At 52.3% G+C, this 15949-nt stretch carries 12 protein-coding genes and 1 tRNA gene; 7 read left to right on the top strand and 6 right to left on the bottom strand.

Features of this window, described 5'->3' with window-relative positions:
- Positions 1-133: 133 nt before the first annotated feature.
- Positions 134-967, top strand: coding sequence for an SDR family oxidoreductase (locus BW941_RS15645; protein ID WP_076517643.1), 834 nt, complete (start codon positions 134-136; stop codon positions 965-967).
- On the opposite strand, the gene zapE is transcribed toward BW941_RS15645, so the two are convergent.
- On the bottom strand, positions 968-2083 hold the full coding sequence (gene zapE / locus BW941_RS15640; protein WP_076517642.1) for a cell division protein ZapE: 1116 nt from the start codon (positions 2081-2083) through the stop codon (positions 968-970).
- Positions 2084-2189: 106 nt separating this feature from the next.
- Positions 2190-2825, bottom strand: a complete 636-nt coding sequence (locus tag BW941_RS15635) for an alpha/beta hydrolase (protein ID WP_076517640.1) — start codon at positions 2823-2825, stop codon at positions 2190-2192.
- 153 nt (positions 2826-2978) lie between these two features.
- Here BW941_RS15635 and cysD point away from each other — a divergent pair, with 153 nt between their 5' ends.
- From cysD to BW941_RS15615, 4 genes are all read left to right on the top strand, one after another.
- Positions 2979-3887, top strand: a complete 909-nt coding sequence (gene cysD, locus BW941_RS15630) for a sulfate adenylyltransferase subunit CysD (RefSeq protein WP_068444094.1) — start codon at positions 2979-2981, stop codon at positions 3885-3887.
- Positions 3887-5497 carry a sulfate adenylyltransferase subunit CysN gene (gene cysN, locus BW941_RS15625; RefSeq protein WP_076517638.1) on the top strand — a complete coding sequence of 537 codons (1611 nt, stop codon included), beginning with the start codon at positions 3887-3889 and terminating at the stop codon, positions 5495-5497. The genes cysD and cysN overlap by 1 nt, the downstream gene beginning before the upstream one ends.
- Positions 5498-5701: 204 nt before the next feature.
- A tRNA-Met gene (locus BW941_RS15620) sits at positions 5702-5778 on the top strand.
- A gap of 176 nt (positions 5779-5954) precedes the next feature.
- Complete coding sequence (locus BW941_RS15615) at positions 5955-6872, top strand: fructosamine kinase family protein (RefSeq protein ID WP_076517637.1); 918 nt, start codon at positions 5955-5957, stop codon at positions 6870-6872.
- Between the two features lie 62 nt (positions 6873-6934).
- Here the strand turns inward: BW941_RS15615 and pdxH are convergent, their stop codons facing one another.
- Positions 6935-7573 carry a pyridoxamine 5'-phosphate oxidase gene (gene pdxH / locus BW941_RS15610; RefSeq protein WP_076517635.1) on the bottom strand — a complete coding sequence of 213 codons (639 nt, stop codon included), beginning with the start codon at positions 7571-7573 and terminating at the stop codon, positions 6935-6937.
- 32 nt (positions 7574-7605) lie between these two features.
- On the opposite strand from pdxH, the gene BW941_RS15605 reads away from it, so the two are divergent.
- Positions 7606-8121 carry an RDD family protein gene (locus BW941_RS15605; RefSeq protein ID WP_084189058.1) on the top strand — a complete coding sequence of 172 codons (516 nt, stop codon included), beginning with the start codon at positions 7606-7608 and terminating at the stop codon, positions 8119-8121.
- Positions 8122-8127: 6 nt separating this feature from the next.
- Here the strand turns inward: BW941_RS15605 and lptG are convergent, their stop codons facing one another.
- Together lptG and lptF are read right to left on the bottom strand one after the other, a co-directional pair.
- Positions 8128-9192 (bottom strand): LPS export ABC transporter permease LptG, encoded by a 1065-nt coding sequence (gene lptG, locus BW941_RS15600; protein ID WP_076517633.1) that lies wholly within the window; start codon positions 9190-9192, stop codon positions 8128-8130.
- Positions 9189-10271 carry an LPS export ABC transporter permease LptF gene (gene lptF / locus BW941_RS15595; RefSeq protein WP_273090074.1) on the bottom strand — a complete coding sequence of 361 codons (1083 nt, stop codon included), beginning with the start codon at positions 10269-10271 and terminating at the stop codon, positions 9189-9191. Before lptF ends, lptG begins: the two co-directional genes overlap by 4 nt.
- 214 nt (positions 10272-10485) lie before the next feature.
- On the opposite strand from lptF, the gene BW941_RS15590 reads away from it, so the two are divergent.
- Entirely contained in the window at positions 10486-11949 is a 1464-nt protein-coding gene (locus BW941_RS15590) for a leucyl aminopeptidase (RefSeq protein ID WP_076517630.1), read from the top strand.
- 25 nt (positions 11950-11974) lie between these two features.
- On the opposite strand, the gene BW941_RS15585 is transcribed toward BW941_RS15590, so the two are convergent.
- Positions 11975-15934 carry a DUF8202 domain-containing protein gene (locus tag BW941_RS15585; protein WP_076517628.1) on the bottom strand — a complete coding sequence of 1320 codons (3960 nt, stop codon included), beginning with the start codon at positions 15932-15934 and terminating at the stop codon, positions 11975-11977.
- Between the last annotated feature and the right edge of the window lie 15 nt (positions 15935-15949).

Raw genomic sequence — 15949 nt, 5'->3', positions numbered from 1 at the left:
TTCTCCGGTAACTAGTTGCCGCTAGCTACGGGCTTCACCTTATATATAAAACTGTCGAGGGAATAGCGGTTAACAATGAAATTGAACCATACAAGTCACAAACAACAAAAGATATAATGCTGGAGAGAGGAACATGACCACAAGAAATGTATTTATTACTGGCTGCTCAACAGGTATCGGAAGAGCCCTGGCGCGCGCCTGCATTTCTCGTGGTGATACTGTTGTGGCTACTGCCCGTAACGTGGATGACCTGCAGTATCTTGATCATGACAATGCCATACGGATGGCACTTGATGTGAACGACGACTCTGCTATCGAACGCGTTTTTGAAGAAATAAGCGCACGACTTGGCCATATCGACCTCCTGATCAACAATGCCGGTTATGCCGCGATGGGGCCTGTGACCGAGCTATCGCGGGAGATGCTTCTCCGCCAGTTTGAAACAAACGTACTTGCGCCCGTGAGTATTACGCAACAAGCACTGCCGATGTTAAGAGCCTCAGATCATGCTCAGGTCGTAAATATCGGCTCTGTTTCTGGCATCCTGACGACACCCTTCTCGGGCGCCTACTGTGCGACAAAGGCCGCCCTGCACTCTCTGAGCGATGCTATGCGTATGGAGCTTGCGCCTTTTGGCATTGAAGTGATTACGGTTCAGCCAGGGGCGATTCAATCAAGTTTTGGCGATAACTCCCTGGCTGGCGTCAGCGCTCTGCTCACGCCCGATTCTTTGTTCAAGGCGGTCGAAGATAAAATCCGGGAACGGGCGGTCGCGTCTCAGCAGAATCCCACCACAGCAGAAGCCTTCGCCAAAGAAATGTTACTGCGCATCCAGGGGCGCCCTGCCCCTGAGATCAGAATTGGAAATGGCAGCACGGCGTTACCGCTAATGAAGCGTTGGCTGCCTTTACGTGTGCTGGATCGTATACTCAGCCGTAAATTTGGGCTTGACCAGCTGAAAGGCTGATCAGTCCGGGCGGTGCTCGCGGGCAAGATAATCGTGAGACTGCATCTCCAGCATCCGCGATGTCGTGCGCTGAAACTCGAATTCCAGTTTACCGGTGCTGTATATCTCAGGGATTGACGCATCGGCTGACATAATCACTTTGACACCGCGATCGTAAAACTCATCAATCAGATTGATAAAGCGGCGCGCAAGATCGTCGTTCTTCGAGCCCATCGCGGGCACGTCTGAAACAATAACGGCATGGAACAGCTTGCCTAGTTCGATGTAGTCATTTTGTGAGCGTGGTCCATCACAGAGGGCATAGAAGTCAAACCATGCAATATCATCACACACGGCTTTCGCCGGTATTTTGCGCCCAAGAATCTCAACACTGGCGTTAGCTTCGACATGGCGCGGGTCCGCTATCAGTCCCTGAAAGCTTTTCTCCAGACTGGAATTCGCATCGCCATCCAGCGGGTAGTGGTATAGCTCGGCCTGCTCCAGTGTTCGCAAACGGTAATCAACGCCACTATCGACGTTGACCACTTCGGTAAATTGATTGAGAAGCTTGATGGCCGGAATAAATCGATCGCGCTGCAAGCCGTCCTTATACAGACCGTCAGGCACGATATTAGAGGTCGCGACTAGAGTAACACCTCGGTCGAACAGCTCCTGCATCAGGCCACCAAGAATCATAGCGTCGCCGATATCAGAGACGAAGAATTCGTCAAAGCAGATGACCCGTGCTTCTTCAGCGATCTGATCAGCGACCACAGTGAGTGGATTCTTGGCTCCGGCAAGCTTCGTCAGATCACCGTGAACACGCTGCATAAAACGATGGAAGTGTGTGCGCATCTTGCGCTTAAAGGGCAGCGCGTCGTAGAAAGTATCAACAAGGTAAGTTTTGCCGCGGCCCACGCCGCCCCAGAAGTAGATCCCCTGCTCTGGCTCAGGCTTTGTCCGGCTCAGCTTTTTCGACAGTTTACCCAGAACGCCCTGTTTTGAACGGCGCTGCTCAGCGGCCACAAGATCATCGTAAAGACGCTGAAGATGCTTTACCGCCATCTCCTGAGCTGGGTCATATGAAAAATCGTCGCGCAGCAGATCTGCCTGATACAGTTCCCACGGGGTAGACACGGACACTCTCCAATAAGGATTTTCGGGGGGCGAAATTTACCGCCCGGGCTGCAAAAGTGCAAATGAAGCGGCTCTCAGCCACCTGCCTTACTTAACATTCCTTCTATTAGCCTTCAGCAAACACCGACAACTCGTCCGTCAGAGAGGCCTTAAGATCGGTAATACGGCCATGAAAAAAGTGACCTGCTCCCTCAAAAACCAACCAATGAGGCTGAGGAACCACCAGCTGAACCCACCCCTCTACTTCATCGAATGGCACAACCTCGTCGGCATCGCCCATCAGGACCCAGGTTTCAATTCCCTGCGGCAAAGTAGTCGGAGCATCGAAGTGATGAACCGCAGGCGCGATCAGAACCAGTCCATCAATCGTTTCGGCATGATCACATCCATACAAACAGGCCATGCCGGCACCAAACGAGAACCCAGCGAGAATAATCCGATCCCAGCCAAGCTCTTCTTTTGCATAACGGACGGCTGAGGCGACATCCTGCTGTTCTCCGACGCCATGATCATGTTCCCCGTCGCTGCTGCCAACGCCCCGGAAGTTAAACCGGAGTGTGTTCAGCCCCAGGCCTTTCGCTGCCCGAGCTGCCGTTGTGACCACCTTATTGTCCATAGTGCCCGAAAATAATGGATGAGGGTGACACATCACCAGTCCGGTCCTGGCACCGTCGATTTCCATCACTCTGGCATCAAGCTGTCCCTCAGGGCCCGGAATCGCAACGGTCCTCTCTATTCCCATAACGCAACCTCTCTGAAATTTATGGATTCGAACACCATATTGTTATAGCTATTTGTTATCAATAGTGCCTTTTTATATACCTCACGCCTTGGTATATTTGCGTCAAATTTATTTTGCCGGTTTTATACCTTTCAGAGAGCTAACAGGCCAACCATGACCGACTACAATCTGACCCACCTGAAACAGCTAGAAGCGGAGAGTATGCATATCATCCGCGAAGTGGCTGCCGAATTCGATAACCCCGTAATGCTTTACTCCATCGGTAAAGACTCTGCGGTAATGCTGCATCTTGCGCGTAAGGCTTTCTACCCAGGCAAGCCGCCATTCCCACTGATGCACGTGGATACCACCTGGAAGTTCCGGGAGATGATTGAGTTCCGCGACAAGATGGCGAAAGAAATTGGCATGGAGCTGATTGTTCATACCAACCAGGAAGGCGTTGAACAGGGTATTGGCCCGTTCACTCATGGCTCATCAAAGCATACTGATGTTATGAAGACCCAGGCTCTGAAGCAGGCTCTGGATAAGTACAAGTTCGATGCTGCCTTCGGTGGTGCCCGCCGTGACGAAGAAAAGTCCCGTGCAAAAGAGCGTGTGTACTCCTTCCGTGACAGCAAACACCGCTGGGACCCTAAGAACCAGCGTCCGGAACTGTGGAACATCTATAACGGTAAAGTAAACAAAGGCGAAAGCATCCGTGTTTTCCCTCTGTCAAACTGGACCGAACTCGATATCTGGCAGTACATCTATCTCGAAGATATCCCACTGGTACCCCTGTATTTTGCTGACAAGCGTCCTGTCGTAGAGCGCGATGGCATGCTGATTATGGTCGACGACGACCGTATGCCTCTTGAAGAAGGCGAAGTACCAGAGATGAAATCTGTACGTTTCCGTACCCTGGGTTGTTACCCGCTGACTGGCGCGGTTGAATCTGAAGCGGCAACACTCCCTGAAATCATTCAGGAAATGCTGCTGACCACCACATCAGAACGCCAGGGCCGCGCCATTGACCACGACTCATCCGGTTCGATGGAGAAGAAAAAACAGGAGGGGTACTTCTAATGTCACACCAATCCGATCTGATTGCTTCCGATATCCTTGAGTACCTGAAGCAGCACGAAAACAAACAAATGCTGCGTTTCCTGACCTGCGGGAACGTGGACGACGGCAAATCCACCCTGATCGGCCGTCTTCTGCACGACTCCAAAATGATCTATGAAGATCAACTGGCCGCAATTGAAAAAGACAGCGCTAAGTCTGGTACTACCGGCGAGAAAATCGACCTGGCCCTGCTGGTTGATGGTCTCGCCGCTGAGCGCGAGCAAGGCATCACCATTGACGTAGCGTACCGCTACTTCTCTACCGCTAAGCGTAAGTTCATCATTGCTGACACACCGGGGCATGAGCAGTACACACGTAACATGGCAACCGGCGCGTCGACCTGTGACCTTGCGATCATCCTGATTGATGCCCGTTACGGTGTACAGACTCAGACCAAACGTCACAGCTTTATTGCTTCTCTGCTGGGCATCAAACACGTGGTAGTTGCGGTCAACAAGATGGACCTGATGGACTTCAGTGAAGACCGCTTCAATGAAATCCGTGAAGACTACCTTGAGTTTGCCGGCAAACTGAATCTGGAAGACATCCGCTTTGTGCCTATGTCTGCCCTGGACGGTGATAATGTTGTAGAACGCTCTGAGCGCTCAACATGGTTCAAAGGTCAGACCCTGATGGAGATTCTTGAGACCGTCGAAATCGACGAAGATAAGAACCTTGAGAACTTCCGTCTGCCAGTGCAATACGTAAACCGCCCTAACCTCGACTTCCGCGGCTTCTGCGGCACGATTGCCGCAGGCACAATCAAGCCCGGTGAAACCATCATGGCACTGCCATCGCAGAAGACCAGTAAGGTCGAAAGCATTGTCACCTATGAGGGTAATCTGGAAGAAGCATTCGTTGGTCAAGCGATTACACTGACACTGGAAGACGAAATTGATATCAGTCGCGGTGACGTCATCGTTAAAGCGAATGACCTTCCAGAAGTAGGTAGCAAGCTGAACGCAAACATCGTCTGGATGACCGAAGGCGCAATGGTGCCAGGCAAGCCCTACGACCTTAAGTTTGCCTCCAGCGCGACCACAGGTACCTTCACTCAGATCCATCACCTGATCGACGTGAATACGCTTGAGCACAGTGCTGCTGAACAAGTCGCGCTCAATGAGATTGCCCTGGTTGAAGTGTCTCTGGATAAAGCGATTCCATTTGATACCTACGGAAAAATCCCGGGTACAGGCGCTTTCATCATTATTGATCGCCTGAGCAACGTCACCATCGGTGCCGGTATGATCGTTGGTGCTGCTGCGGCTGACGGCAGCAACACCTCGCCTGTGTCTGCTGACGAAAAAGCACGTCGCTTCAACCAGAAGCCTGCCATCGTTGCGGTGAACGCTGCTAACGCAGAAGACATCGTCAATGCTCTGGATCGTCGTCTGTACGAAATGGGCCGTGTTTCCGGCATTGCCACTGCGGAAACCGCTCAGGTTCTGAAGGCAAACGGTCTGGTTGCTTTGGTTGCCGGCGGTGCTGACGGCGCTGATATCAGCCTGGCAGCAGATCAGGAGTCTCTGGACAACCTGGTCGCCGACCTTCAGGAGCAAGGTATCATCTGATCTCAGGTCAATGCTGATATCCAAAAAGCCCGGATTCCGGTGGTAGAGAAAGCCTCTGCTATCGGTCTCTGGGCTTTTTTATGCGTGTAATCCGGATATCCGGTAAGCCGTTGAAATTCATAACGAAAAACTGTTGACAGACTTAAGAATGGTGGCATAATACGCGCCACTTGAGACGCACACGCGACCAAGGAAGTTTGAAGTGGCTATGTAGCTCAGCTGGTTAGAGCACAGCATTCATAATGCTGGGGTCACTGGTTCAAGTCCAGTCATAGCTACCACGAATTCTTAAAGCCTCGAAGCAGCAATGCTACGGGGCTTTTTTTTGCCTGTTTACTTTCGTACACAAATCCCCCACACGACCTTACCTGGGTTACGCTATTCTGAGAACTGATCATCATTATCGTCTGCATGGCGACCTTATACTGATCACATGTTCAATTAATGGTGTCTGATTATGCCACTCCCACAGACTGCATCGCGCAGCAATCCCGAGTACACGCTCACTCGCCTGCTTGCCGATGCGATTGACCAACGCAAGCTACCCGTCGGCGCGTGCGATATTCTTAATTACTGCCAGCACCTAAATAACAGTAAGCAGCAGCAGTTTGTCATTCATACGGAAGCAGGTGATTTCTTTCTTAAGATGCAGCCAGCGTCAGAACTCGCCAGCGATCAGTTCGCAGCTGAAGTATCGGGTCTTCTGGAGATAGCCAGAACGCAGGCCGTCCGCACTGCAGTGCCCTACGCGACCGGCGAGGTCGACGGTCATTCATATATCCTGCTGTCTCACCTGCCGCTCGCAGTACACGGCGACTGGCAGCAAGCAGGGATCGAATTGGCCAATCTGCATGGCAACCTTAGTGATCAGGGCTATGGCTACAGTAAGACCACTTATTGCGGCCCTACACCGCTGAATAACAGCTGGCGTAGTAACTGGTCAGATTTTTTCGTCGAGCAGCGCCTTGAGCCTCTGGTGCGGGAGCTCGCCAGCCATGGGGATGTCTTCACCAGTGCAGACCGGGTTCTGCATGCCTGTTCGAATGCCTTGAAAGATCACCAGCCGGATGCGTCTCTCCTTCATGGTGACCTCTGGTCCGGAAATATCGGTTTCATTCCTGACAGTCGCGGATCTCTCCCGGTTATTTACGACCCGGCATGCTACTACGGCGACGCTGAAGCTGATCTTGCTATGACAGAACTCTTTGGACGCTTCCCAGATGCCTTCTATAAGGGCTACCAGAGTGTGTGTAAGATCGAGGAGGGATACGAAGAGAGAAGAGGTATCTATCAGCTGTTCCACCTGCTGAACCATGCCGTACTCTTTGGTGGGCATTACGTCACTCAGAGCCGCGATCTGATGCGCCGGCTCTGAGGTCAGAAAGTTCTGTAAGTACCGCTTAAAGGCGGATTAAGGAGACTGACTAAGGAGCCTCATTAAGGATTGAGGCGCTGCTTAGTCCAGCCTTTAACATCATGCAGATATTCCAGACGGTCGTGCAGGCGCGCCTCCCCTCCTTGCCAGAATTCGAAACGCTGAGGGCTCAGACGATACCCTCCCCAATGATCAGGTACTGGAATTTCACACCCTTCGAATTCACTTTTAAGCTTTTCAAAGCGGGCCTCCAGTTCAGCGCGGTTAGCGAGCGGTGCACTCTGGTCAGATGCCCAGGCCCCCAACTGACTCTCGCGAGGTCGCGAGTGAAAATAGGCTTCGGTCTCTTCCCGGGAGATTTTCGTCACCACTCCCTGAACCATGGCCTGCCGCTCCTGAGCCAGCCAGGCAAAATGCAGAGCGGCTTTCGGATTATCCCCGAAATGACGGGCTTTATTACTGGTGTAATTCGTGAAAAACACGAAACCATCTTCATCGTAACTCTTCAATAAGAGAATACGTTGCCACGGCTGACCTTCGCTGTCGCAGGAGGCGACCGTCATCATCGTTGGTTCGTCTGGCCTTGCGGCTTTTTGTTCTTCAAACCACGCATGAAACTGAGTCATAGGGTTTTCTGCCGCCGTATTTTCATCCAATCGCCCGGCCGTATATTCACGACGGATATCAAACAGATCAACCATAAGATGACTCCTGTAATTTTGGTCTCGGGCTTATGTTAACATTCCCACCCGAATGCGTCCTGACCGGCGTCAGTTACCAGATTGCAGAGGTTATTTACCCCATGTCGCTACAAAACTACCCTACCGCATCTCTTGTTCGTCGCCTTGCAGCCATGGCATACGATGCGCTGGTGCTTCTTGCTCTCTATATTATTCTGGGGGGACTGCTGGTCACGGCGATATCGGCAATGACTGGTCAGGAAGAGATGGTTCGCCTGAGCCCGGCAATGGTCGGCTCTGTCTTTTATACCATCTGCTTTCTGTACTACATGCATTCATGGCGCCGTGGTGGTCAGACCATTGGCATGAAAGCCTGGAGCATCTATCTGATTACCAATGACAACTCACCCGTCAAGCTCAGCCACTGCATACTGCGAAGTGCGACTGGCTTTTTCTCATTAGCCATTGTTGGGCTGGGATATTTCTGGATGCTGATCGATAAAAAAGAACGCACCTGGCACGACATTGCGTCGCTGACACGTATTGTTTATCGCCCGAAAGGCAGCTGACTTTGGTCAGCCACTCTTACGAAGCAAGTACACTCCGATCAGCGCACTCAGAGCAATGGGGATAATACTGGCCATGATTGGCGCAAAGCCAAGCACGATACTGGCCGGTGCCAGCATCTCTTCAAGATATTTATACACCAGCCCGACAAGAATCCCTGAGAAGATCCGGGAACCGGCAGTCACCTGACGTAACGGCCCGAAAATAAAGGCGGCACCGAGCAGTACCAGCGCAAAGGTACTCAGAGGTTGTGTCACCTTCTTCCAGAACGACAACAGATAATTATCTGCATTGAGATCCTGATCGTCCAGATACTGCGCATAAGCGTACAGATTGGAGATCGACATATCGCGTGGCTCGATCATGACGACGCTCAGGCTCTCGGGAGTCAGTCCGGAATCCCAACGTTTAGAACCGTATGAAGTCACGCTACTCCGATCGTCGCTGATCAACTGCTCACGGACATTCTGCATCTGCCAGTGGCTACGCTGAAAGATCGCCCTCTCCGCACGCACAACGCGAGTCAGTTCTTTTTCTGGCGAGAAGTAAAAGACAGCAATACCGTGCAGAACACCATTGGGTTCAACCGCACGGAAGCGCATAAACTGGTCACCCTCACGATGCCAATATCCCTTGCCCTTATTCGAAAGCAGCTCGCCTTTACCCTGTTGCACTGCCTTCTGAGACTGAGCCATTCTCTCCAGCGTAGGAATCGCATACTCCGCCAAAGCAACACTCAGAACCATCAATACCGCAACTGGCTTAATCACTGACCAGATGATACGGGTAACCGACAGTCCAGCGGCTCTCATCACCGTCAGTTCACTGCTGGCTGCAAGTCCGCCGAGACCGGCGAGACAACCAATCAGACACGCCATCGGCATGTACTCGTAGGCCCGGCGGGGTAACCGCAGAGCCATGAACTCAAGCGCCTCGACAAAACCATAGGCGCCTTTGAGCTGATCCAGCTCATCTACTAAAGTAAAAATTGCATCGAGGCCCACAATCACCAGAATAACGACCAGTGTGGCCATCAAAACGCTCTTACCAACGTAGCGATCAAGACGGGTCATAGGACTCTCCCAGCCCGACGACGTCGGAGAATTTCAGGGCCAACCAGAAGCGCCAGGCCTATTACCAGATAAATGAGGTGAAGTGCCCAGATGGCCATAGCCGGAACGCGCTCTTTCTCGAGCATGCCACGCATAGCGATGAGCAAAGAAATGTAGACCATAAACAGAATGATGGCTGGGAACATACGAGCAAAGCGTCCCTGCCTTGGATTAACCTTAGACAGAGGGAAAGCGATCAACACAAGCACCGGCACCATCACAATCAACGACAAACGCCAGTGCAACTGCGCCTGAAACTTAGGGTCTTGCGAAGACAGAAGATCCAGTGTGGCTACCGCGTCCTTACGTACTTTACGACGGTCCTCGGATTCATCCGCGATCTTCACGCCGTAACGCTCAAACTCAAGCACCTGCAATTCCGCACTGTCAGCAGCCAGGTCAAAACGCTTCCCATTATGCAGTTCCAGAAAACGTGAGCCCGTTTCCTGACTAAAATACTGGCTGCCTTTCTCGGCAAGCATCAAAGTATCACCATCTGCGATGAACACCTGGTTCATAACCGTCTTATTGTCAGACAGTGATTCGGTATAGGTGACCCGGGTTCCTTTCTTCATACTCTGAAAGCGGCCGGGTGCCAGTAACTCAAACTCGGTCATTTCTGCTTGTTTTTCGTACAGATCTTCCATTTTTTCAGCACCAAGTGGGCTGAGATATAACGAAAAAGATCCCACGATCACCATTACTACCGCACCGGGAATCATCGTAAACAGTAATAAACGACGGTCGGAAAATCCGGTCGCTGAGAGCACACTCATTTCGTTCTCTGAATACATGCGACCGTAAGCCAGCAATACAGAGATAAACAGCGCCATTGGAAGGATCATTTCGAGGAACGACGGCATTCTCAAAAGTAGCGTGAAGAAGACGACTTCGAGAGGAATTTCACCGGCAGCCGCGGACGCCAGCTGATTGATAAGCCTGCCGCTCATCATAATCATGAGAAGCACGATCGTAACGGCGCCCATTGTGCCGAGTAATTCTCGTGATAAATATCGGAATAAGATCAAACGGTGCCGCACCTGTTATGTCTGCTCGTTATCTGCCTGTTGGGTCTGATTGGCATCTGGCAGTTGTCGTGTAAATCAGAGAGAACCCACAGGGCAGCATTGTACTGTTTTTTTTAGCTTCCGTTACCCCAGCCACTTGTATTTTCGCGGTCTGGCCGCACACTTAGTTGGAACACTTTAATTCGCTACACCGAATATGAGCGAACCTGCCCTCTAAGGAGCTACGATGGATTTTCAGATTTTCACCGGTAACCCTGCAGAACTGACTGCAGATACTCTTGTTGTCACGATTAACGATAACGGTGAGCTTTCTGCCTCTGCCGAAAAGATAGACACCGCATCGGCTGGTGCGGTTCAGGCCCGAATCAAGGCGAAAGACATTACTGGTGCCGCAGGTAGCTCCCTGACCCTGTATTCAGTGGCCGGAACAAGCGCCAGCCGCACTGTGATTATTGGCGGTGGCAAAGATAACCTCAATGCCGTTGACGCCAACAAAATCGCCAGCACCATAGGCAAAGCGATCTCAGGCAAAGAAGGAACTGCTGCGGTCGACGTCTCGGCATTAGCGACGAACAGCCGGCCGCAAGCCTGGTGGGCAGAACAGATCGTACTGGCGGTTCACGCAGCACAGTACAAGTTCATTGCTACCCTTCCAGGTAAAGAACCTACACCTAAACTGGATACCCTGATCTGGATCGGCGATGACGTCAAAGATGCCCTGACCGTCGCCGACGCCAAGGGCCTCGGCACATCGTACGCCAAAGAACTCGGCAATATGCCACCTAACATCTGCACGCCAACCTATCTGGCAGACGAAGCACAGAAGCTGTCTGATGGCGCAGGCTTTACTTGTAAGGTGTACGATGAAAAAGAAATGGAGGAGATGGGCGCTGGCGCATTTTATTCGGTCGCCAAAGGCTCTTCAGAGCCTGGCAAGCTGATCATCATGGAATACAAAGGCGCAGGTGATGACGCTCCTCACATGATCGTGGGCAAGGGCATCACTTTTGATACCGGCGGTATCAGCCTGAAACCTGGCGCTAAAATGGACGAGATGAAGTACGACATGTGCGGTGCAGCTTCTGTACTGGGCACAATGAAAACTCTCGCCGAACTTAAACCGGCCATTAACGTAGTTGCCATCATCACCAGTGCTGAAAACATGCCTGCGGGCGACGCCAGCAAGCCGGGCGACGTAGTGACAACCCTATCCGGTCAGACCGTGGAGATTCTGAACACTGACGCCGAAGGCCGACTGGTGCTGTGCGATGCTCTGACGCTGGGCATCCGTGATTATAAACCGGCCACCTGTGTGGATGTTGCCACCCTGACCGGCGCCTGCATGGCGGCTCTCGGGAAAGTGAATTCTGGCTTGTTTACCACCGATGAAGAGCTGGCTACTGAGCTGAATACTGCAGGTGCTTATTCCGGCGATCGCGTCTGGCGTTTACCACTGGAAGACGATTACCAGTCACTGCTCGACAGCAACTTTGCTGACATCGCTAATATCGGAGGCCCACTGGCGGGAGCGACAACAGCGGCTTGCTTCCTGTCTCGTTTCACCGAGGGTACCCGCTGGGCTCACGTAGATATTGCCGGACCAGCTTGGGGCGGTGATGGCACCAGCAAAGGCGCGACAGGTCGCCCTGTTCCTCTGCTGACCACCTATCTGTTGAATAAAGTAAGCTGATATCAGAGCTGACTTTTCGCTCGCATCAGCGGGCGAAAAATACCTCGGCGCGGTGCTCAGATGCCGCGTCGTCGTCAACCGGACGCGTTGATATTACAACCCGGTTAGACGGCACCCCTCGTCTTACCAGATATTGATAGACAGCACGGGCTCGCTGATATGCCAGATCATCACGGCGTGAGTCCTGATCCAGGCCGGCCTGTTCTCCGGTACCAACCACCACTAAGGTTACACCGGGACACTTGAAGAAATCGTCGCTGATTTCATCAAGGCGAGGAAAGTATTCTCGCTGCAACAGGTACGAACTCTCTGAGAACTCGACCTGAGCATTCTTAAGCTGCAGCCCGCAATCCGCGACATGAGTTCTGGCAACCCGCTGAGTGGCCACCTGATACGGCTGATACAAAGGTGCGCCGTCCTCGTCCGGGTCATAGCTACGTCCGGCCTGCCCCCGACTTGCGGGCGCATATGGATACCAACTGAGCCCCAGCCCCCAACTGAATACATCACCCGACAGTCTCTCTGCGGTTGCTTTCAATTCAACACCGGAAGAAAGACCGTAGGTCACACCGCCACCAAGCGACACGTTGACCGGGTTCTCCAGCTCATTGTTAGCACTTCCAGAAACAAACATACGGCTAACGCCGCTGGAAATGAACCAATTCAGTTTGTGAGGCCAGGTATCATCATAGCGCCGGTTCGAATACCAGATGGATGGATACCAGGCGACAGAGGCTGCCGCAAAACTGTATTCAGCATTCTCTACCGTATTGTCTCTTAGGGCCTGAAGCTCACCCTTCTGACTGAAGTCGAACTCCATCGCCCACTGATCAAACAAGTCATAGCCTGCACCGAGACTCACACCCCAGTCATGTCGGTCTGAGACTGTGTATACGCTGTCCTCTGTCTCCGGGCTGAAACGAGAATATTCTGCACTGCCCGTCATGTACAGACGCTCTTTCGACCACTCGGTCGCTGTCGCAGGCACGGCCAGCATGGTGCTTAAAGTAAGAGCCAGCGCGATTGAACGCCGACGGATTAACAGAAGAGCAAACATCCCCCAAAGCACAGAGAACGCGCCTACACCAGTCGAGGAAGTCATATGATCTGACAGAGCTTCTGGGGCTTCAGGGGCCTGATCAACACCTTCTTCGCCTTCATTTTCATCCCCGTCTGGAGCCTGATACTGGGTGTCATCGTCCAGATAATCCGGAATGCCGTCGCCGTCGGAGTCAGGACATTCACCCGCTACCGGACATTCTTCTGCGTCGCCAATACCATCGCCGTCGGAGTCGCCACCACCAGGAGACGTGTCCGGGTCTTCAGCATCGGGAATACCATCGCCGTCACTGTCTACCGACATATAATCCGGAGTGCCGTTGCTGTCTGTGTCGCGACAGTAAGGATAACCCTCAGGGCACTCCTCTGAATCGCTCAGACCGTCCTTATCGCTGTCTCCGCCATTCTCCCCTTGCGACGCATCAACTTGCGATGGAATCCCATCACCGTCCGCGTCATCAGTGAGCGCGCTGCCGAACAGGGTTTCGTCCTCATCACTGACACCGTCATTGTCACTGTCGGTGTCCGCGTAATCGGGTTGACCATCGCCATCCGTATCAAGAGGCAACCAGTTGTCGCGCAAGCCATTACTGTCAGCATCCGGACCGTTGTCCACAACGCCATCTCCATTTATATCGGCGTCGTAGCGGTTGTCATACCCATCGCCATCATCATCTGCCGGGCTAACAATACCTGCCTCATAACCATCAGGAATTGAATCAGAATCACTGTCTGACTGCATATAGTTGGGTACACCGTCCTGATCCGCGTCACCGCAGCACTCAAAAACATCAGGCAAAGCATCAGAATCACTGTCCCCTCCCCCCACTGAATTATCGGAGTCACGAACATCGGCGATTCCATCATCATCAGTATCATTCAAGGTTTCGGTCAGGTCATCGATGCCATCAGCGTCACTGTCGGTATCCAGCAAGTCTGGGGTCCCGTTGCCATCGGTATCGCGAAGTGCAAAATCTGCGATGCCATCACTATCGCGGTCCGGTGCACCGGTGGAGTCCGCATCCATAGCGTCATCAATACCGTCGTTGTCAGCGTCGCTACCGGCCAGAGTGACCGCCAGCTCCTCGTCATCGCGGAAGTCATCACCATCAGAGTCACGGCGTGTCGGATCAGAGCCTATCAAGGTTTCTACATAGTTCGATAAGCCGTCCTGATCCGAATCATTAGTCGGTGTAAAGACATCGGCAACACCATCACCGTTCTCGTCCTTCGGGCTGTTCGCATCGCCACCAACTTCGGCGCCATCAAGAACCCCATCGCTATCTGAGTCAGGGTTCTCCGGGTCGGTCCCCACGAGCACCTCATCCGTGTCGCTCAGTCCGTCGTTATCATCGTCGGTATCAGTGACATCCGATATACCATCGTTATCATTGTCCGCCGGCACACTGCTGTCGTCCTTTGGATCAGAACCTGCAATTGTTTCATCATCGTCGGTATAACCATCACCGTCGTCATCGGTGTCTGCGTTATCACCGATACCATCGCCGTCGGTATCTTCTGTTTCCGTAGGGTCATTCGGGAATGCGTCTTCAGGATCGATAACGCCATCTTCATCGGAGTCGAGTGTGATAGCCAGGGTGAAATAATCACCGTCGGTTAATTCAATACCTGCAATTTCACCAGTGGATGAGTTCACTTCACCAAGAATTGCGACACTCTCAGAAAAATCGTCATCAGCACTACGACCAACCAGATACACCTTTGATCCCGGTGCCAGAGCAGGCAGATCGAATTTCATAGCAAGTGGAGCGATAAGACCGCTTGCCTGATACAACCACGCCCGCTCTGACCGATAAGAATATGATCCGGAAATGTTCGTGCTTGAAAAAGAAACTGCACCACCGTTATGCCCCATCAAGGCGAAAGAGCGGTCAGCGCCAAGAGCTGGACGAGCAGTATTATTACCGGAAACAAAATCAGTCGTCGTAGAAACGGTTAATTCAGGAGATGTAACCGACCTGGAAATAAGCTGGTTCAGGCCACTCGTATCATCCCGTCCAAGACCAAATACACCGTTGTTATAGAATGAGTTGATCGTCGATTGCCAGACAACGGTGTTGTCCGAAGCGAGGTAGTCACCTGACAGTTCGATACCGTGTTTTACGGCCAGGTAGCTATGCACTCGCTGCAGTTGATTTTCGCTTAGCTCGTCGGCATACCAGATCACTTCCATGATATCCCCATTGAACGGTTGCGCGCGCTCGGCGAATCGTGTGCCGTAACCAATGGATATAGTATCTCCCCGGGTTACAACTGGCTCATCAGCGACGCTGAATGCCTGGGTATCGTTATAACCGAGAGTGACATTGGTATGATTCGAGCCACCAACAACGGCAAAGTTGATCACGCTTTCTGCTAGTGGAACTGGAGAACTGTATAGATAATCTGGCCAGGCTGAAAACTCCGACTCAAAACTGAGCTGTAAACGGCCAGCATAGTCTGAACCATCCCCAGCTACCGATAAACCAGGCTCAGCTGCTTCCGGCAGACTGCTGTTGGCGAGCCCCATAATACGAGCGACACTGTCTGTATCCGGGAGGCTATTCAGACGGGTGACAGCAATCATGGTGAGTGGTGTAGAGTTGTCCCCCTCTTCCACAAATGAGGCATCGGTATCGTGAAACAGGCGGTTGTTCTGGTAACCCGTGGTGTAGGGATGGAAGTTGTGGGAAGCATCTGGCGCGCTAAGAGCCCAAGGTGCAGCAGACCCGGTTACACGCACTTCGACATTATTAGACGCACCAGAGTTATCCTTCCAGGCAACGGCGATATCGCCGGCATCATCTGATTTCAGCCAGAGGCCCGCGTCATTGAAGGATACACCACCCGGCGCGGCCTGAACTGAAACAGAAAAAGTACAGAGTACCGACAGCAAAGAGACCGCCGACCATTGAAACGCCTTCATACAATTATCTCCGTC

It is taken from the genome of Thalassolituus maritimus, from assembly GCF_900156675.1.
GTDB lineage: Bacteria > Pseudomonadota > Gammaproteobacteria > Pseudomonadales > Oceanobacteraceae > Thalassolituus > Thalassolituus maritimus.
This window is presented reverse-complemented; position numbering and strand designations above follow the sequence as displayed.

What these genes read in the sequence shown, in the direction of transcription:
- BW941_RS15635 (WP_076517640.1), bottom strand. Translation starts at nt 2,825, where the DNA reads ATGGGAATAGAGAGGACCGTTGCGATTCCGGGCCCTGAGGGACAGCTT.
- BW941_RS15590 (WP_076517630.1), top strand. Translation starts at nt 10,486, where the DNA reads ATGGATTTTCAGATTTTCACCGGTAACCCTGCAGAACTGACTGCAGAT.
- lptG (WP_076517633.1), bottom strand. Translation starts at nt 9,192, where the DNA reads ATGACCCGTCTTGATCGCTACGTTGGTAAGAGCGTTTTGATGGCCACA.
- cysD (WP_068444094.1), top strand. Translation starts at nt 2,979, where the DNA reads ATGACCGACTACAATCTGACCCACCTGAAACAGCTAGAAGCGGAGAGT.
- BW941_RS15645 (WP_076517643.1), top strand. Translation starts at nt 134, where the DNA reads ATGACCACAAGAAATGTATTTATTACTGGCTGCTCAACAGGTATCGGA.
- BW941_RS15605 (WP_084189058.1), top strand. Translation starts at nt 7,606, where the DNA reads ATGTTAACATTCCCACCCGAATGCGTCCTGACCGGCGTCAGTTACCAG.
- BW941_RS15615 (WP_076517637.1), top strand. Translation starts at nt 5,955, where the DNA reads ATGCCACTCCCACAGACTGCATCGCGCAGCAATCCCGAGTACACGCTC.
- pdxH (WP_076517635.1), bottom strand. Translation starts at nt 7,573, where the DNA reads ATGGTTGATCTGTTTGATATCCGTCGTGAATATACGGCCGGGCGATTG.
- cysN (WP_076517638.1), top strand. Translation starts at nt 3,887, where the DNA reads ATGTCACACCAATCCGATCTGATTGCTTCCGATATCCTTGAGTACCTG.
- BW941_RS15585 (WP_076517628.1), bottom strand. Translation starts at nt 15,934, where the DNA reads ATGAAGGCGTTTCAATGGTCGGCGGTCTCTTTGCTGTCGGTACTCTGT.